The following is a 19,092-nucleotide window of genomic DNA, read 5'->3' as shown; positions in this document are numbered from 1 at the left end:
AGATATATAGTAATTACAGCAACGCGGCTGCATTGTTTGTAAACGCAGTTATAGGTTCTTCGGGAATGTCGTGCATGCATTTAAAATGCCCGAGCGGGCATTTTTCAAGTCCAAACTTCGAGCATGGGCGGCAGCTCAGGTCAATCCCGGCTACTAAAACATCTTTAACCATGTAGGGTTGTACGCCCAAAAGATCGGGCACGGTGCCGCCCCAGATAGATACGATGCGCCTGTCGAAAGCTTCTGCAATGTGGGTAAGGCCGGTATCAAAACCAATAATGCTTTTGGCTTGCGATACCAGGAAAACCGATTCATCAAGCGTGGTAACCCCGCAGGCATTATAAATATTTGTGCCGATAGCCGCGGCAATTTCGTCGCCATTGGCTTTTACATCGTTACCGCCCAAAAGTATAATTGGCGAATTGATCTGCCTGCAAATGCTGATGATCTTTTTGTTGGGCATCCGCTTTGTAAAATGTGTAGCGCCAATTACAAAAGCCACATAATTTTGGTGGGATGCCGGGAGCAGGGCAGGTAGCTGGTAATCTTGTTTAATGTAGTAATCGATAGGTTTACCGTCATTGGTCACGCCTAAAAACCTGACTGCTTTTAGGTACCTATCCACCAAATGCGTAGGCGGCACCAGCTTCAAATTAAACTTAAGGCTGAGCCACTTACGGATGCTTTGCTTTTTATAGGTGGACGATCTGATCCCCGTACGCAATTTGATTATAGCGGTACGCAGGTTATTATGCAGGTCTATAATACAATCATACCCCTCTGCTTTGATCTCCGCTATGGTTTCGCTAAGGGCTGGTTTCAGCAGCAGCAGCTTATCAACGTAGGGGTTATTATCGTAAATATATTTAAAGGCTGGTTTAGTCAGAAAGTGCACTTCGGCATCCGGCAACTGCTTTTTTAGGCATCGCACAACTGGTGTGGTATATATAATATCACCCATCGAGCTAAAGCGGATAACCAATATTTTCATCAGCTTACCGTTTGTGCCCGTATTTTATTAATGATGGAAGTAGAAGAATAGCCATCAACCAATGTGATGGTTTTCACTTCGCCGCCATTGGCTAATACTTCTTTGGCACCGGCAATATTTTCTACCGTATAATCAGCACCTTTAACCAATACATCGGGCATCAGGTGGGTAATTAGTTCGCGTGGGGTATCTTCTTCAAACAATATTACGGCATCTACAAAAAACAGGGCCGCTAATAGCGCTGCACGGTTATTCTGATCATTTACCGGGCGGCTTTCGCCTTTTAATCTTTTCACCGATGCATCCGCATTTAAGCCGATGATAAGTTTATCGCCCAGTTCGGCAGCTTTAGATAGGTAGGTAATATGCCCCAAATGCAACAGATCGAATACGCCGTTGGTAAACACCACTTTTTTGCCTTCGCTTTTCCATGCAGCGATGCTTGCGATAAGTTGGGGCAGGGTAGTTATTTTGCCGAGGAGTGTTTTTTCGAGATCGTGGCGCATGTTATAAAGCTAAGAAAATTAATAGGCTTCATCCACAGCCTTGCACAGGATATGGCCGATAAGGATATGCATTTCCTGGATCCTTGCCGTAATGTCTGATGGAACAATGATATTCAGATCGCAGATGCCATTCATTTTGCCACCATCGCGGCCGGATAAACCAAGCGTTTTACAGCCAATTTTAGTAGCTGTTTCAAATGCATTCAAAATTCCCTGGCTGTTACCGCTTGTAGAGATCCCGATAAACAAGTCGCAGGGTTGGGCCAAAGCCTCTATCTGGCGCGAGAATACATGGTTGTAGCCATAATCATTCGCTATCGCCGTAAGGGCCGATGTATCAACCGTTAAGGCTATACCGGGCAGGGCTTTACGCTCTTTTACAAAACGGCCGCTTAATTCCGCAGCTATATGCTGTGCATCGGCCGCGCTGCCGCCGTTACCGGCAATTAGTACCTTTTTACCATTTTTTAATACAGATACCATGGTATGGCAAGCCGTCTCGATATCGCCCGTAAGGTTTTGGATAACCAGCTGTATTAATTTTTGATGCTCGTATAGTTCTTCAATAACCATCTCTTTTAAATCCTGATTTCTAAAACTTTAAATTCTAAAGCTAAAATTAAATCTTAAATTCTAAGCTCTAAATCCTAAATTTAAGCAACCTTAAGTTTTAAGATTTAAAATCTAATCTCTTCCCTATAGCTATTGGGACACAAATATCTAACTTCTGCCACTAATGTCTTCCAGTATTTCATCAACTGTAGTAACTGCTGCGCCGGTTTGCCTAATTACAATGGCGGCAGCATGGTTAGCCAATTCGCAGGCTTCTTCTACATTCATTCCCTGGGCTATAAAGTAAACCATGGTGGCAATAACGGTATCCCCTGCGCCTGTCACGTCAAATACGGATGTAGCTTTTACCGGTAACAGTTTGTAAGTCAACTCACTAATTATCACCATACCTTGTTCAGATAGGGTTACCACAATGTATTCCGCACCAGTTTGTTTTAGGATGATGCGGGCTGCTTGCTGCACTTCTTCAATATTGGTGATCTTTTCGGTTTTGGCAGCCTCGGCCAGTTCCTTGCGGTTTGGCTTGATGATGTAGGCACCTTTATATTTACCGTAATTAAGGCCTTTAGGGTCAATAACTACTTTTTTACCTTGGTTGTTGGCCTCATCAATAAGTTGCTGTGTAAGTTCCTCAGAAAATAAGCCTTTATTGTAGTCCGAAAATATAACAATGTCCGCTTGCGCAATGCCCGCTTTTATCTGCTCAATAAATTCGGCTTGCAGGGCTTCGGTTAGCGGGTTTGTAACCTCCCTGTCTACACGTACCAACTGGTGGCTGCCTGCCATTATACGGGTTTTTACCGTAGTAGGGCGGGTGGTATCTTTAAAAATACCATCTATATTTATCCCTTCTTCAACTAAAATATCGGTTAATCGCACTGCATCGGCATCATCACCTGTGATACCAGCTAAAGAAATTTTAGCACCAAGCGACAATAAATTTTGAGCGACATTAGCTGCGCCACCCGGTGTAGTAAATTCCTTTTTTACGTTCACGATGGGCACGGGTGCCTCGGGCGAGAGCCTGGTGGCATCACCTATAATATAATGATCGATCATTAGGTCGCCAATTACCAAAATGTTTGGTGTTGGGCCCGACTGTTGAAGTTCGCGTACTTTATCTGTTAACATTCTTTCGTATCATTGGGTCATTAAATCATTGCTGACTTCAAACCTGGTCATTCTGAATATTCTTTAATTCTGAAAATTCAGGTTCAGACAAATTCTGTCTTTACTGACCTTTTCTCTTTTTTTCAAAAACTTTGGTAATCTCTGCTAAAGATAGCGCGTTTAAGCACATTTCTTTTGTTACCCCCCCTTTGCGGGCAACATTTGTACCGTACTCCATATCGTGGAAGCCGCTATTACGGTGCGCATCCGGGTTTATAGATAGCATAACGCCTTTATCCAGCGCATATTGGTGGCAGCGCCAGTCAAGATCCAGCCTTACCGGGTTGGCGTTTATTTCTATCACCACATTGTTGGCAGCGCAGGCGTCAATTACTTTTTTGTAATCTATATCATACCCTTTGCGGCTTAGCAAAAGCCTGCCGGTAGGGTGGCCTAATATAGTGGTGTATGGGTTTTCTATCGCTTTTATTAAACGGGCGGTGGCTTTGTCCTCACTCATTTTTAGGTTGGAGTGTACCGATGCCACAATAAAATCAAACTTTTTCAGGATCTCGTCCGGGTAATCCAGCGCGCCGTCATTCAATATGTCAGATTCGATACCTTTAAAAATATGGAAACCGGTTATCTTTTTATTAATATGGTCAATCTCTTGCTGTTGCTGTAATACCCGCTCGATGCTTAAACCTTTTGCATAAAAGGCGCTTTTGCTATGGTCGCAGATGCCAAGGTATTCCAGTTTCAACTCATCACGGCAGTAAAGCGCAATTTCTTCCAGCGTATTTACGCCATCGCTCCAGGTGCTGTGGTTGTGCAGAGTTCCTTTTAAATCGTGATAACTTATCAGTGTTGGCAGTTTATTTTCTGCCGCTTTCTCTATAAAAATGGTGCCTTCGCGCAACTCGGGTTGCATCCAGGCGAGGCCTGCTTTTTGATAGATGATTTCTTCGGTTTCAGGCTGCTCCAGCGGGATGTTGATGCGGGATAGTACTTCCTCCACATGATCGGTTGTGCCGGTATTTACAAACAGCTCGTAATAGTAGTCTGCCTTGTCAACACAGATAATATCGATCAGCAGGCCGTTTTTCAGTTCCGCGGAGATATGAGTTCCGTTTAAAACAACATTTTGTAAGGTATCCAACTCAGCTAAAGCTTCAAAAGCTACTTGCTGGTTTAGGCTGCCTACAACTATAACCAATTCGCTGATGATCTCGTTAAGCCTTCGAAATTCGCCGGCCACATGTTTAAGCGCATCCGGAAAGATTCCTTTAATCTCTTCCATCAGGTTTTTAACTTCCTTCTCTACCTGCGAATAAAGAAACTTACCATTCCCCGCCATGCGGAACTCGATCACCTTTTTGATCTCGTCCTGGGTTTTTAACCCGAAGCCTTTGGCTTCAATAAGGCGGTTCTCGTTACAGGCGTAGTATAGCTCGCCAACGTTTTCGATGCCAAGCTCTTTCCAGATGATGGCTACTTTTTTTGCACCGATGCCTTTGATATTCATCATCTCTACTACACCCTCGGGCGTTTTGTCGAGCATGTCCTGCAGTTCGGCCATGGTGCCGGTTTCCAGCAGTTCGGCAATTTTTGACGCGATGCTTTTGCCAATGCCGTCAATCGTCTCTAACTCGGCAAGTGATTTACCTGCAAGCTGAAAGGGTAGCTTATCTACCTTAAAGGCAGCATTAGCTATCGACTTTATTTTGAACGGGTTTACCTCGTTCAATTCCATCAATTGCGACAATAAACGAAGCGTACGCGCTATGGGTTTGTTCTCCATAATTTAGATATGCGGTAAAAATACAAAAGTGGTGGGGGAGTTCATAGATAATAGTTAATGGTTCATAGTTTCAACAGCACATTTCGTACCATCAACCATGAACCATCAACTATAGGCTCGAAAATATTATTTTATCACCACATCATAAGGCATGCGTGCCTGCGGGGTGCGCATCATTTTGGTAACGCCTTTTATTTGTTCGTAGTAACGGTAGTTGTCGCCAAGTTCGGATTGTACGAAATGCGCTTTAACCTCGGCAGATAAACCTTCGCCAAATTTGTTGAAGATGCTTTTTTGCTCGGGGTAGGATACCAGCTTGTAATCTTTAAGTTTTGCCTTTTTAGCGGCAGAAGCTACAGCGTCGTTAATGTTACCCAACCTGTCTACCAAACCATTTTTTAAAGCCTGGGTGCCTGTCCACACGCGGCCCTGGCCAATGCTGTTGATGTAAGCCTGTGTTTTGCCACGGCCTGCGGCTACCGCTTTTGTAAAATCGTCGTAACCATGGTTTACGCTATTTTGCAGGATAGCCCTTTCTTCGGGTGTAAGGGGGCGACTAACATCACCCAGATCGGCATATTTACCGGTTTTTACGCCGTCAAAACTAAGGCCCAATTTATCGGTAAATAGTTTTTGCATGTTGGGCAGTATGGCAAAAATACCAATGGAACCTGTAATGGTATTTGGCTCGGCAATGATAGAATCGGCCGCGCAGGCTATATAATAACCGCCTGATGCTGCAACATCACCCATCGAAACAATAATAGGTTTTACTTTTTTGGTGAGCATTACCTCGCGCCAGATCACGTCAGACGCCAGCGAGCTGCCACCTGGTGAGTTTACACGCAAAACAACCGCTTTCACCTTATCGTCCATACGTACTTTACGCAAGGCTTTGGAGATGGTTTCAGACCCAATGCTGTTATCGTTGCCATCGCCACCGTTAATTTCGCCCGATGCGTAAACAATGGCTATACGGTTTGATGAAGATACATCATCAGGATCTGTAGTGGTTTTAGTACTGCTTTTTAGGTAGTCGGCAAGTTCAACGCTCGATATATCTTTTTTCTCAGATTTCCCGGTGCGGCTTTTAAGGTCGCTCAGGATCTCGTCCTTATATTTTAAGCCATCAATTAGCTTGTATTTTAGGGCATCTTCCGGTTGTTGGATGAGGCCGCTGTTGGCGTAATTAAATAATGAATCTTTATTGATGTTACGGCTTTTAGCAATTCCCGTAAGGAAATAATCATACATCGACCCTAAATAAGAAGTAACCTGCAAACGGTTAGCATCGCTCATTTTGGTAAGGATGTAAGGCTCTACAGCGCTTTTGTAAGTGCCTACTTTTATAACCTGTGCCTCGATGCCTAATTTATCCAGTGCGCCTTTCAGGAAGGTGATCTCGGAGCTAAAGCCCCTAAACTCGAAAATGCCTTTTGGGTTGATGTAAACCTTATCTGCAACAGATGCCAGGTAGTAAAACCCCTGGGTGTAAATTTCAGAATAAGCGATTACGAATTTCTTAGATTTTTTAAAGTCGATAAGCGCGTTACGGATCTCTTCGGTTGTGGCCTGGCCGCTCATCATGTAGCTTTCATCCAGGAAAACACCTTTGATGTTATCGTCGGTTTTGGCTTTTTTAATGCCTGCCAATATATCGTTAAGGCCGATAGATTTTTCGCCATCGAGGCCCAAAAAACTCAAATTTGCTAATGGGTTATTTGGCGTACGCTCATTTATTGGGGTTGTAAATTTGATATGCAGCACCGAATTGGCGTCCACATCCACCGTCTTATCACTACTGGCTGCAGCAATTATTCCTAATAAAATTGCAAACCCTATAACGAAAATAAGGGTAAAACCTACTATTGTGGCGAATACAAATTTGAAGAATTGTTTCATTAACTGTTATAAATAATCTATATATGCAAACTTAGTAATTAGCTTACTATTAAGAGCCTCGTACACACTATTTGTTACAACATGATTAATGTTTTTTTACTGCTGGGCAGCAACCTTGGCAACCGTAATTTGTTTTTGCACAGCGCAATATCGCGCATAGGGCAGGAGATAGCGCCTATACAACAAACCTCGCCTGTTTACGAAACACAATCATGGGGAAAAACGGACCTCCCCGATTATTTGAACCAGGTTATATTGCTGCAAACCGTTTTATCGGCACAAAAAGTATTGGAAAAGATATTGGCCATTGAGATCGAGCTGGGCCGCAAGCGGGAAGAGAAATGGGGAAGCCGCACGATTGATATCGATATTTTGTTTTATGGGGATGAGATCATTAAAGATGTAAATCTAACTGTGCCCCATCCACAATTACATAACAGAAGGTTTACCTTAGAGCCTTTGGGAATGATAGCGCCCAATTTGGTGCATCCTGTGTTAAATAAAACTATATTAGAGTTGAAAAATAACCTTAACGACGATTTGACCGTAAAAAAGGTGTAAATTTAAGATCATAAACTTGTACGATGCCAGATAACTTACCACCACAAGACCTTGACCTGTCGTTTTTATACGAAATTGCCGATGGCAGCGACGATTTTATTGTTGATTCTATCGGGATGTTCCTGGAGCAAACACCTCAGTTAATTACGGCTATTACTGATGCCATAAATGCCGGCGATTGGGTTGTTGCGGCACAATCTGCACATAAATTAAAACCAAACCTGGGCTTTTTTGGGATGCCACAAAGCCAGGCTAACATACAAGTTGTTGAACTGGCCTGCAAAGCCGGCGGTGAAAACCCCGAAGAAATAAAGGCCAATTTTAATGCCGTTAAAGAAGTGGTAGAAAACAATCTTATCGAACTGGAGAAAATTAGGAAAGAAAAAGAAGCGAATTTGTAGGAGTCGAAAGTCTTCCAGTCAGAAGTTTTAAGTCATATAACAGAAAGGGCAATCACCATGTGATTGCCCTTTCTGTTTATTTTGTGTAACCTTTAAAAAGACTTTCGACTGTAGAATACAGACTTTCGACTTTAACTATACTTCCTCAACCGTAAAGGTGTAGCTTTCCATAATAAGGTTGGCTAACAGGTTTTTGCAGGCTTGGTCAACTTTAGCGTTGGCGGTTTCGGTGCTGTCGGCTTCAATTTCGAGGGTGATGTGTTTACCTATCCGTACGTTTTGTATTTCAGATAAGCCCAGGTTTTTCATGCTGCCGGTTACGGCTTTTCCTTGTGGGTCAAGTATTTCTTTCTTCGGCATTACATCAATTTCGGCCAGGAATTTTTTCATCAGTTTTTTTGTTGAGAGGATAGTAAAATAACAAAGGCTTAACTATGTTTTTGTGAGCCGCTTATTACAGAACCATCCGCAAATTTAAGTTGAATTAAAGATAAGGTGATGTACATAACTATGATCACCGGAACTGCCGCAAATTTAAAAAATAGAATGAGTATTGCCGAGAATAACAGCAATATATAACGATAAAAATTTTTATGCAGATCGCGGTTCTTAAACTTAAGCGACATTAGCGGGATCTCGGCAACCAGCAAGGTACACATCACAATAATAAATATCGTTAAACCGTAAGGGTTAAGTATATAGCGTGATATACTGCTATATTTTTCTAATATCAACGGTATAGAGGCGATCAGGATAGCGTTTGCGGGAGTTGGGAGGCCAATAAAACTTTCGGCCTGGCGGGTGTCGGTATTGAACTTAGCGAGCCTTAGGGCCGAAAATACCGGGATTAGGAACGCTATAAAATTCAGATAATCACTTACATGCGGTATTTGCGGGGCTTGCAGCAATAGCTCGTACATAATGGCCGAGGGCAGTACGCCAAAGCTCACCATATCTGCAAGGGAATCAAGATCCTTGCCTATGCCCGAAAAGGATTGTAAAACACGTGAGGCGAATCCGTCGAAAAAATCAAAAATAGCTGCCAGGAAAATTGCATAGGCGGCAAAAACAAGATTATCCTGGAAAGTAAAAACAATGCCTATGCAACCGCTGAACAGGTTTGCACACGTTATAGCATTTGGAAGATGTTTTTTTACCCGTCGCCTCATAATGGTCATGAAGGTATCATAAATTTTACAAAAACCCAAAGGAGTTGTAATTAACGTTCTGTTAAATATTAACTCCTTTGGGTGTAAAGATATTATGAATTCATTGATATCAAAAATTCTTCGTTAGTACGGGTGCCTCTAATTTGCGTCTGTAAGAATTCCATTGATTCCTGCGAGTTCATATCTGCAAGGTGGTTACGCAGTATCCAGATGCGTTGCAGCGTGTCGCGGTCAAGCAATAAGTCGTCTCGACGGGTGCTTGATGCGGTGATATCGATAGCAGGGAAAATACGTTTGTTAGATAGTTTACGATCCAGTTGTAACTCCATGTTACCTGTACCTTTAAACTCTTCAAATATAACCTCGTCCATTTTAGAACCGGTTTCTGTTAATGCTGTCGCGATGATGGTTAATGAACCGCCATCCTCGATATTACGGGCGGCACCAAAAAAGCGTTTTGGTTTGTGTAATGCGTTGGCATCAACACCACCCGATAATATTTTACCGGATGCAGGCGCTACCGTATTGTAAGCACGTGCCAAACGGGTAATAGAATCCAAAAGGATAACTACATCGTGCCCACACTCAACCATACGTTTTGCTTTTTCTAACACAATGTTGGCAATTTTTACGTGGCGCTCTGCAGGCTCATCAAATGTTGATGAAACCACTTCGGCGCGTACGCTACGGGCCATATCGGTAACCTCCTCGGGGCGTTCGTCAATCAGTAGTATGATCAGGTAAACTTCCGGGTGGTTTTTGGCTATCGCGTTGGCAACATCCTTTAACAACATGGTTTTACCTGTTTTTGGCTGCGCCACAATTAAACCACGCTGGCCTTTACCAATTGGCGAAAACAAGTCCATAATACGGGTAGAGTAATTACCTGCATCAGTAAACAAGTTTAGTTTCTCTGACGGGAAAAGCGGCGTTAAGTGGTCAAAAGGTACACGGTCGCGCACTTCGGCCGGGATACGGCCGTTAATGGCTTCCACACGTACCAGCGGGAAATATTTTTCGCCTTCTTTTGGCGGGCGGATGCTACCGCGAACAGTGTCACCTGTTTTTAAGCCAAATAATTTTATTTGCGATTGTGATACGTAAATATCATCGGGAGAAGTCAGATAGTTATAGTCAGACGAGCGCAGGAAACCGTAACCATCAGGCATAATTTCTAAAACGCCTTCGTTAACAATAACGTTATCAAAGTCGAGGTTTATAGCTGGCTCCTGGTTTTTTGACTGCTGCGGCGCGCGGCGCTCAAATTTTTGAGGGCGGCATTCAGTGGCAGGTTGCTCGGGCTGGCCGGCTTGCTCAGGTTTTTCACCGGTTTGCTCTTCGGTAGCTTCAGTAGCAGGTGCTGCTTCGGCATTTATTGAATTGCCTTCGTCTTCCTGTTGCTGCTGGGCATCTTCTTCCTGCTCAAATAGATTGGTATCATCTAAAGGTACCTCAATGCGTGGGGTATCTTTGGTTTTTACAGAGCGGATGCGTTTGCGTGTTTTCTCGGTATCTGGGGCGGCTTCTTCTGCAGCCGGTTTTTCTGCGTAGTTGTTTTCAACAGTATTATGTTGGTTCCTGGCGACTTCTATTAGCTGCTGTTGTTCAACTATTTTTGTGACCAATGATGCTTTTCTAAGCTCATCTGCTTCTGCAATACCCAAACTTTTAGCAATTTCGCGCAACTCAGAAACGAGTTTGTCGTTCAATTCGATTGTATCAGACATGATATGAATTATAGTTCAAAAGGATTTTATATATGAAAATTGTTTTGTGAAACCCTGATTATGCAATTAAAGGCCAGGTAATGTATTAACTAATAAAGTACGTGGAGATGAAATTGTTTCTTTAGTGCAAGAAATAATTCAGGAGAACAATGCAATTTTAACGAAATTATCTTAAAATTCAAATTTATTAAAAAAATAAAGGGTTGATTTTAATTTTTTAGTTTTGCAAACCATAATAAATTCAAAATCTACATGATATCTCGCGCACAGCTTATTGAACAGATCAAACAGAAAAAATCATTTTTATGCGTTGGCCTTGATACCGACATAGATAAGATCCCCCAATTTCTGCTGCAATCCCCCGATCCTGTTTTTGAATTTAATAAGCGCATTATTGATGCCACTAAAGATCTTTGTATCGCCTATAAACCAAATGCGGCCTTTTATGAGAGCCGTGGATTGAAAGGTTTGCAGAGCCTCATCAGCACCGCGCAATATACCCCTAAAGATATCCTGAACATTATTGACGCCAAGCGCGGCGATATTGGCAATACATCTGATAATTACGCCAAAGCCTTTTTTAATGAGGAAACATCGGGTATGAGTTTTGATGCCATTACCGTTACACCATATATGGGTAATGACAGTATTACGCCGTATTTAAAGTACGATGGTAAATGGGTGATCATTTTGGCGCTTACCTCATCAGTAGGGAGTAAGGATTTTCAGTACCTGGAAACTGAAACCGGCTTGCTATATGAAACTGTGATCCAGAAAGCCAATACGTGGGCAGGTGCAGATAGGCTGATGTTTGTGGTTGGCGCTACCAAAAGCACCGAGTTTACCAATATCCGTAAATACGCGCCAGACAATTTCCTGCTGGTACCCGGTGTTGGCGCGCAAGGTGGAAGCCTGGAAGATGTGTGCCAATACGGTATGACCAAAGATTGTGGCTTGATCGTAAACTCATCCCGTGGGATCATATATGCAAGCAACGGCGAAGACTTTGCTGACGCAGCCCGTGCCGAAGCCCTAAAACTGCAACAACAAATGCAGGCGGAGCTGGAGAAGACAGGAGTAATTTAAGGATTCAGGACAGTAAAAATCAGAGACAAGACAGTACAGGAAAAATTTTCTTTATTGATTCTTGTCTCTTGAACTTTTGCCTCCCTTATTATATTTCCAGTTTCCCTTCAATAGAATCATCAAGTGTTTTGCCGATGGCAGCACCTACCAGTTGTTTAACAAATGCAACAGCGTTACCATGTTTGTTATCCCAGTAGTAGCCTTGTGTGGGCGATACTTTAATGACAGAGATCCTCGGGTCGTCCACACCTTCGGTAAACCATGTTTTTAGGATCGGTTCCCATAATTCTTTAATTTTTTCCTTGTCATCGGTTATTTCGGCTATGCCGTAAATGTTAAGGAAATCAGCGTACTTTGATCCCTGGAACAATAGCTGCACCATTGGGTCTACCGCTATCTCCGCGTTCTTTTGGCTGTCATTGGCGCTAAGGAACCATAGGTCGCAGTTATCGTCAACCTTTTGTGGCGACATAGGGCGGGTGGAGAAAGGTAAGCCGGTTTTAATGTTACTGCAAAAAAAGCAGCTTAAGCCTTCGGCCATTTCTTTTAATTTTTTCCAGGCTTCGTTGCCTTCCAGGTTCTCAAAATTATCTTCAGGTTGATTTTGGTTAATGCTATCCATAGTAGGTTTTGTATATTTAAATGATAATATATTAACCTGTTAGAAATTTATTTGTTTGAGAAGTTGGAAAGTAAATGCTGATGCTTTTAATAACTCTTTGGAAAGGAAGTGGTAGACGCGATTGTCCACATTGTCATACTGAACATCGTGAAGCATCTAATCGCCGACATGCAAAACGAAGAGTACAGTTCAATAATAGATCCTTCGCTATCACTCAGGATGAGAAAAGAGAATTTCCTTTGCTTTTCGAGCGATTTGTATATTAATATTATAAATGATAGCTGTGGTGGCGCTATTTTGTCAGCATTTAAAATTTTAAATATCTGATTATTAACAATATGTGGATATTCGCGTGTGTTCACAATCGTGAACGTGAACATTTGGCTCATTCTACTCGCGCAAGTTTAGCGTAGCGTAACTTGTGTGGAAATTTACAGCAAGCTTTTAGCTTGCGTTAGCTGAAACGCTGACCTTGTTTTAGGCACAAGCTGAAAGCTTGCGCCAGCCTTTGGCGAACATTACGCCGAAAAAATAACCTTTCTTTGTGGGAACCTTTCCGCATAACCCGTTACAATATTGCGGATATAATCATTTCCCGGGTAGGGTGTAAGGTAGTTCTTAAGCGCCTGGATGTTGCCAACATCATAGTAATGGGAAATATAACCCATACCATAAAAGCGGCCCTCTTCTATCAGGATGCAGCTATGCTCATCATCGGTGCGGCCTTCATCGCGGATAGCAAAGGTTGGCAGTACTTTTTTCAATTCATCTAAAGCACCCTGGATGCGGTCGTTATAAACCTCGGGCAATTCGTGCCCTTCGCAGGCGCAAGTACCAACATTAGCACCCGAGCATGGCTGGTCGTTCTTTTGAATAAAACAAAGTTTTGGGCATAGGCCGAAGGTATCTATCAGGTTAAGCAACAGGTTACGCCCTTCGTAAAGCGAGTTGCAGGCATAAACTGTCGGCATGTTTTTGCGGTGCTTATCTACAGCCAGGCGCAGGTAACCCCGCTGGTCTTCGTACATATAAATGCCAAAGGTATTCTCGAACCGCTTAAGCGAACGGTTGTACTTTGGCCATAGCCGTTTGATCTCCACTGCCTCGGTTACCAGCGCTATAAGTTCGTTTCCGCAAACCTGGTGACTAATGCGATAAATGTTCTTTAAAAACTCCTGGCGCTGTAGGTTTGGATTATTGCCGGTAAAGTGACTGCAAACGCGTTTTTTGATATTCTTGGCTTTGCCTACATAAACCACTTTGCCCTTTTCATCATGGAAATAGTAGATGCCCGGCGATGGCGGCAAGGCTTCAATGTCCGCTTTAGGCAGGTTGGCAGGTAGTACCTGTTCTTTACTATTTTGCTTTAACGCCGCACTAATATGGTTTGAAGTATCGCTTTTTAAATATAGGCTTAACAATTGCGCGGTTGCCTCTGCATCGCCCATGGCACGGTGGCGGCTGTTGTTTTGGATGCCTAAATGGGTGCACAGTTTACCAAGGCTGTAAGACATCAGCCCCGGCATAATTTTACGGCCTAAACGTACTGTGCAAAGCTTGTTTGCATTCAGTTCGTAACCAGCTGCATTCAGGTGATATCTTAAGAAAGAATAATCGAAATTTACGTTGTGGGCCACAAAGATCTGGCCTTTAAGCAGGTGGTAGATCTCGTGCGCTACATCCTCAAAAAGTGGCGCATTCTGCACCATTTCGTTGGTGATGCCTGTTAAGGCACGGATATAAACCGGTATATCCCGCTGCGGGTTAACCAGCGACTCGAACCGGCGAGTTACTTTCTTGCCATCGTGGATGCATATAGCAATCTCGGTAATGCCATTAGCGCTGGCATGCCCGCCCGTCGTCTCGATATCCACAATTGCATACATGGTTTCAAATGTAAAACAATTTTGCTAATATTTTTAGTTGTAAATATTAGAAATTTTAAAAAACTGATTCCAACAAAAAACCCACAGCGGTTAGCTGTGGGTTTCTAAATATTTAGGCAACTAATCTCTAATCAACTAATCACCATTAACTTACTTCTTCTTCGCCTGCACTTGTTGTTGCTGGCGCATCATTTCTTCGAATTTAGCACCGAAGCCTGTTTTCTTCTTATTAGGATCATCAGGTTTCTTTTTGTTCTCCTGGATCTGCGCGTGAATCTTTTTATCATCAACCATAAACTTAATTAAGTATTGCTGTAAAAAGGTTAGCATGTTGGCCAAAAAGTAGTAGTAGTTCAAACCAGATGGGTAGCTGTTAAGCGTAGCCAGGAAAATGATAGGGGTAATGTAGCCTATGTATTTCATCTGCCCGGTAGCACCCGAGATCTGATTGTTGAAGTACGTGTATATCAGTGTAGATATCGTCATCAACAAACACATTAAACTAATGTGGTTACCAATAAAAGGGATCTTAGCGAAGGTAATAACCGCATCGTAAGTGGATAGATCGTGCATCCAAAGGAAACTCTCGCCCCTAAGCTCAAATAAGCTTGGGAAGAAACGGAAGAACGCGATCACGATAGGCATCTGGATCAGCAATGGCAAACAACCACCCAATGGGTTCACCCCGGCCTTTTTATAAAGCTTGAGGTACTCCTGTTGTAAAAGGGTAGGGTTATCTTCGCCAACTTTGCCTTTTATTTCGTCCATTTCCGGCTTTAAAACACGCATTTTCGCCATCGAAAGGTACGACTTGTATGTAAGCGGCGCCAAAACCAATTTTAGTACGATTGTTAGTATCAAAATAATGATACCGTAGTTCCAGTTGAATTTGTTCAAAAAGTTAAACAATGGTAATACCGCAAACTGGTTGATGTATTTCAAAGGTCCCCAGCCCAGGTTAACCAATTTTTGCAGATCGTAACCCTGATCCTTTAAAGTATTGAAACGGTTAGGGCCAAAATAAAACTCTAAAGGTACCGCACCTGCCGCGTTTGGCGTAAGGGTAAGGTTGGCCTTCATCTGTTTAACATTAACAGTATCTGCAACATCGGTAGCAACCTCAAAATCTGACTTCGCGATGCCATCTTTAGCGATCAGCACGTTAGAGAAGAAGTGTTGCTTGAACGCAACCCATTGCATTTTCTTTTCTACAATAGCTTTTTTATCATCTTTGGTTTCGCTCAGGTAGTCAACCTCGTTATCGGTATTTTTGTAATACACGGTAGAGTATTGGCGCTCCTGCGTCATATCCTTTTCCTTTTTAGGCAAACTTGCGCTCCAGTTAAGGTTATAACCGCCTGTGGTAGATACTACTTGCTCTAAACCGGTAGATTTGATGTTCAACCCAACTTTAAAGCCTGTGCCTTTAAGCGAGTAAATATAATCTACATACTGCGTTGGGCTATAGCTTAAACGCATAGTGATAGACGATGAATCTTTATCTGCCACCTGTAAACCCGTGCCGCTTGGCGTAAAGTAAAGGTCGTTGGTGTTTAAGGTCCTGTCGCCTGCTTTTAGGGCAATGCCAAACTTGTTATCGTTACCATCAAATAATATTAATGGTTTTTTATCGAACGTTTTGTAGTTTTTAAGCTCGGCAGAGTAAATGCGGCCACCTTTGGTAGATAGCTTTAGGCGCATCTCTTTGTTTTCGATGGTTACAAATTGCTCGCTGCCAACAGTAGCTGCGCCAAAAGGTGTTTTTAAAACGGCCGAATCAACAATACCTGCTTTTTTAGCGGTATCAATTTTGGTTGCGGTTTTGGCGGCAGCTATCGCAGCCCGGTCTTTTATCAGTCCTTTTTTGATCGAGTCAAGGTGAACGGTAAGCTGTTCTTTTTTGATATCAGCTTCAGAAGGTTTCATGAAATATATGGAAGCGCCCATAATAATCATGATCAGGAATAACCCTGTAAACGTATTTTTATCCATTATGTATTGTATCGTACTATTAATCAGTTCTTGCGGGCATAAGCCAGTGAAGCGGCGACAAAGTTAATAAAAAGCGGATGCGGATTAGCAACTGTTGATTTTAATTCGGGGTGAAACTGCGCGCCCACAAAAAACGGGTGATTTTTCAATTCCACAACCTCAACCAGGCCGTTATCCGGGTTGATACCTGATGGGGTTAAACCTGCTGCTTCGTAATCTTTTAAGTAACTGTTGTTAAACTCGTAACGGTGCCTGTGGCGCTCGCTAATGTGTGTTTTGCCGTAAGCTAATGCCGCCTTGCTGCCTTTTTTAAGGTCGCATGGGTAAGCACCTAAACGCATGGTACCACCTTTATTTATCACAGTTTTTTGGTCTTCCATCATAGCGATAACCGGGTGAGGGGTAGCAGGGTTCATTTCGGTACTGCTGGCGTCCTTCAAATTCAATACGTTACGGCCAAACTCCACAACAGAACATTGCATACCTAAACAGATACCAAAGAACGGAATATTGTTTTCGCGCACATAACGGATAGCTTCAATTTTACCCTCAAAACCACGCTCGCCAAAGCCCGGTGCAACAAGTACACCATGCAGGCCACGCAATTTGTCAACCGCGTTCTCAATGGTTAACTGTTCCGACGGGATATATTGTACACGCACCTTACATTCGTTTTTAGCACCCGCGTGGATGAACGATTCGATGATAGATTTATAAGCATCCGGTAGCTCCACGTATTTACCAACCAGGCCGATCTTTACTTCGGAAGTTGGATTTTTTAAGCGGCCCAAAAAGTCTTTCCAGTTATCCAGGTTAGGTTCGTTTTTGTGCGATAGCTTTAATTTGGTTAAAACCGTTTTATCTAATTGTTCTTTTAGCATCAGCAACGGCACATCATAAATTGTTGACGCATCCATCGATTCGACAACCGCGTTGATGTTAACGTTACAAAATAATGCGATTTTTTTTCTGATGTCCATATTAATATGGTGCTCGGTGCGGCAAACCAATATATCCGGCTGGATGCCGTACTCCAGCAACATCTTAACCGAGTGCTGGGTAGGTTTGGTTTTCAGCTCGCCCGCTGCAGCAAGGAAAGGGATAAGCGTTAGGTGGATAACCAGCGCGTTGCCCGGGCCGGCTTCCCATTTAAACTGCCTTACAGCTTCTACAAACGGTAACGATTCGATATCGCCCACGGTACCACCGATCTCGGTGATCACAATGTCGTAATCGCCGGTTTCGCCAAGGATGCGCATGTTGCGTTTTATCTCGTCGGTTATGTGTGGTACAACCTGCACGGTTTTACCAAGAAATGCACCCTCGCGTTCGCGGTTGATGACATTTTGGTAGATACGGCCGGTAGTAATATTGTTGGCTTTTGATGTTGGCGTGTTCAGGAAACGCTCGTAATGGCCAAGGTCAAGGTCGGTTTCGGCACCATCCTCGGTAACATAGCATTCGCCGTGTTCGTAAGGGTTTAAAGTTCCCGGATCTATGTTAATATAAGGATCGAATTTTTGGATGGTTACGCGATAACCGCGTGCCTGTAAAAGTTTAGCTAATGAGGCCGAAATAATGCCTTTTCCTAACGATGAGGTAACTCCACCCGTAACAAAAATGTATTTAGTCATGATTTTTTTGAAATCCGGTAAGCGGTTTTAAGGCCGAAACCAATTGTTTGTGTACGGGATACAAAAGTAGGAAAAATAACGGCATTTTGGGAGTGATTTTATATTTGTGGAAAAGATTGGGAAAGAGAAAATTTGAGTGTGTTAAGGCTTGCAAATAATCGGTTAGCAATTTTTAGAGATTTGATGTACGATATGTTATCTTTAACAAAACCTGAATCATGAAGATCAACGCGCAGATTTTAATACTCTCACTTTTTATTGTTTTAAGTTCATGCAGGATAGAGGCGCAGCGCTTTGCCTTCAAACCTAAAGATTCGCTTTATAATAGTAGTTATTTACCTGGCTTAACGGTAGATAAAATAACACCTGGTTACACCACCCTTGCCGATTTAAAGAACACCGGGTTTAAATTGTCGCGGGTTAAGGTGAATGATTTAAATATGGGTGACATAGATAGCATAAACGCTACTTTAAAAGGCAGTAGCTGGGGGATTAATGTTTTAAGCCATGGTTACACCATAAAACCGGGCATGATTGTGTTGCAGGGAAATGATAGCACGGACGTTATTACCAAAATAAGGTTACTGAAAGGTTTTTCGGGAAATATAAGGGGATTTAAAACGGAGCCCGGGAAAACTACCGTAAAAGACGTAGAAAAAGCCTTCCCCAATTTTGAATGGTCATCTACCGATGCGTCACGGTATTTTTATTACACTAATAAGGATAGTATTGCTTTTTATGTAGCAAAAGATACTACGATTAAGGAATGGCCTTTTGATGAAAAGTTTTATTCGAATAAGATAATAAGCGCTGTTGAAATTATTAATTGGAAGGGTTTTTATAATCAGGAATATGGCGCAAATGATATCAATTATCAAAAACCCTTATATGCCCCCCTAAATGATGCCCATTTAAATTGTTTTGTTATTGTAGAAAAGCAATTTTCCACCGCTGCAAGTATTATTGGGAAAAACGAATACAACGAAGTGCGTCTTGGCATGTGGCAGGAATATTCATCAGATCATAAACTCATTTTTGAAGCTGAGTATGATAACACGGGCAAGCTTATAAAAATGATACTCCCCATTAAATAGTTTAAGAAAGCATGCGTGCGGCCACAAGCGGGACGCT

17 protein-coding genes are annotated in these 19,092 nt (G+C 42.6%); 4 read left to right on the top strand and 13 right to left on the bottom strand.

Annotated features, from left to right (window positions below; genetic code table 11):
- Window positions 1-13: 13 nt before the first annotated feature.
- From RHM67_RS15830 to sppA, 6 genes are all read right to left on the bottom strand, one after another.
- The gene (locus RHM67_RS15830) at window positions 14-991 is read right to left on the bottom strand and encodes a glycosyltransferase family 9 protein (RefSeq protein WP_322227865.1); all 978 of its coding nucleotides are present in this window, start codon (window positions 989-991) and stop codon (window positions 14-16) included.
- Window positions 991-1,497 (bottom strand): D-glycero-beta-D-manno-heptose 1-phosphate adenylyltransferase, encoded by a 507-nt coding sequence (rfaE2, locus tag RHM67_RS15825; RefSeq protein ID WP_322227864.1) that lies wholly within the window; start codon window positions 1,495-1,497, stop codon window positions 991-993. The genes RHM67_RS15830 and rfaE2 overlap by 1 nt, the downstream gene beginning before the upstream one ends.
- 18 nt (window positions 1,498-1,515) lie before the next feature.
- Entirely contained in the window at window positions 1,516-2,070 is a 555-nt protein-coding gene (locus tag RHM67_RS15820; protein WP_322227861.1) for a D-sedoheptulose 7-phosphate isomerase, read from the bottom strand.
- Between the two features lie 147 nt (window positions 2,071-2,217).
- The gene (rfaE1, locus tag RHM67_RS15815) at window positions 2,218-3,201 is read right to left on the bottom strand and encodes a D-glycero-beta-D-manno-heptose-7-phosphate kinase (RefSeq protein WP_322227860.1); all 984 of its coding nucleotides are present in this window, start codon (window positions 3,199-3,201) and stop codon (window positions 2,218-2,220) included.
- A gap of 100 nt (window positions 3,202-3,301) precedes the next feature.
- Window positions 3,302-4,981: a helix-hairpin-helix domain-containing protein gene (locus tag RHM67_RS15810; RefSeq protein ID WP_322227858.1), complete on the bottom strand. Its 1,680-nt coding sequence runs from the start codon at window positions 4,979-4,981 to the stop codon at window positions 3,302-3,304.
- A gap of 126 nt (window positions 4,982-5,107) precedes the next feature.
- On the bottom strand, window positions 5,108-6,883 hold the full coding sequence (gene sppA, locus RHM67_RS15805) for a signal peptide peptidase SppA (protein ID WP_322227856.1): 1,776 nt from the start codon (window positions 6,881-6,883) through the stop codon (window positions 5,108-5,110).
- Between the two features lie 81 nt (window positions 6,884-6,964).
- Here sppA and folK point away from each other — a divergent pair, with 81 nt between their 5' ends.
- Window positions 6,965-7,444: a 2-amino-4-hydroxy-6-hydroxymethyldihydropteridine diphosphokinase gene (gene folK / locus RHM67_RS15800; protein ID WP_322227854.1), complete on the top strand. Its 480-nt coding sequence runs from the start codon at window positions 6,965-6,967 to the stop codon at window positions 7,442-7,444.
- Between the two features lie 23 nt (window positions 7,445-7,467).
- Entirely contained in the window at window positions 7,468-7,845 is a 378-nt protein-coding gene (locus tag RHM67_RS15795; RefSeq protein ID WP_322227852.1) for an Hpt domain-containing protein, read from the top strand.
- Between the two features lie 135 nt (window positions 7,846-7,980).
- Here RHM67_RS15795 and purS read toward each other — a convergent pair whose 3' ends face one another.
- The 3 genes from purS to rho form a co-directional block, all read right to left on the bottom strand.
- A complete protein-coding gene (gene purS, locus RHM67_RS15790; protein WP_322227851.1) occupies window positions 7,981-8,235 on the bottom strand; it encodes a phosphoribosylformylglycinamidine synthase subunit PurS in 255 nt (84 codons plus the stop codon).
- Window positions 8,236-8,273: 38 nt separating this feature from the next.
- Window positions 8,274-9,023, bottom strand: coding sequence for a CDP-diacylglycerol--serine O-phosphatidyltransferase (pssA, locus tag RHM67_RS15785; RefSeq protein ID WP_322227849.1), 750 nt, complete (start codon window positions 9,021-9,023; stop codon window positions 8,274-8,276).
- An 83-nt stretch (window positions 9,024-9,106) separates the two neighbouring features.
- On the bottom strand, window positions 9,107-10,741 hold the full coding sequence (gene rho, locus RHM67_RS15780) for a transcription termination factor Rho (protein ID WP_322227847.1): 1,635 nt from the start codon (window positions 10,739-10,741) through the stop codon (window positions 9,107-9,109).
- A 255-nt stretch (window positions 10,742-10,996) separates the two neighbouring features.
- On the opposite strand from rho, the gene pyrF reads away from it, so the two are divergent.
- Window positions 10,997-11,827 (top strand): orotidine-5'-phosphate decarboxylase, encoded by an 831-nt coding sequence (gene pyrF / locus RHM67_RS15775; RefSeq protein WP_322232201.1) that lies wholly within the window; start codon window positions 10,997-10,999, stop codon window positions 11,825-11,827.
- An 88-nt stretch (window positions 11,828-11,915) separates the two neighbouring features.
- On the opposite strand, the gene RHM67_RS15770 is transcribed toward pyrF, so the two are convergent.
- The 4 genes from RHM67_RS15770 to RHM67_RS15755 all read right to left on the bottom strand — a co-directional run bounded on the left by RHM67_RS15770 (window position 11,916) and on the right by RHM67_RS15755 (window position 17,961).
- Window positions 11,916-12,449, bottom strand: coding sequence for a pyridoxamine 5'-phosphate oxidase family protein (locus RHM67_RS15770; protein ID WP_322227845.1), 534 nt, complete (start codon window positions 12,447-12,449; stop codon window positions 11,916-11,918).
- Between the two features lie 518 nt (window positions 12,450-12,967).
- Window positions 12,968-14,335 (bottom strand): exonuclease domain-containing protein, encoded by a 1,368-nt coding sequence (locus RHM67_RS15765; protein WP_322227844.1) that lies wholly within the window; start codon window positions 14,333-14,335, stop codon window positions 12,968-12,970.
- Between the two features lie 150 nt (window positions 14,336-14,485).
- Complete coding sequence (gene yidC, locus RHM67_RS15760) at window positions 14,486-16,327, bottom strand: membrane protein insertase YidC (RefSeq protein WP_322227841.1); 1,842 nt, start codon at window positions 16,325-16,327, stop codon at window positions 14,486-14,488.
- 23 nt (window positions 16,328-16,350) lie between these two features.
- Complete coding sequence (locus tag RHM67_RS15755; RefSeq protein WP_322227839.1) at window positions 16,351-17,961, bottom strand: CTP synthase; 1,611 nt, start codon at window positions 17,959-17,961, stop codon at window positions 16,351-16,353.
- A gap of 218 nt (window positions 17,962-18,179) precedes the next feature.
- Here RHM67_RS15755 and RHM67_RS15750 point away from each other — a divergent pair, with 218 nt between their 5' ends.
- Window positions 18,180-19,055: a hypothetical protein gene (locus RHM67_RS15750; protein WP_322227838.1), complete on the top strand. Its 876-nt coding sequence runs from the start codon at window positions 18,180-18,182 to the stop codon at window positions 19,053-19,055.
- The last annotated feature ends 37 nt before the right edge of the window (window positions 19,056-19,092 follow it).

Origin of the sequence: Mucilaginibacter sp. 5C4, from assembly GCF_034345625.1 — a bacterium.
GTDB classification, from domain to species: domain Bacteria; phylum Bacteroidota; class Bacteroidia; order Sphingobacteriales; family Sphingobacteriaceae; genus Mucilaginibacter; species Mucilaginibacter aurantiaciroseus.
The sequence above is the reverse complement of the archived record's forward strand: the minus strand, read 5'-3'. Positions and strand labels throughout refer to the sequence as shown.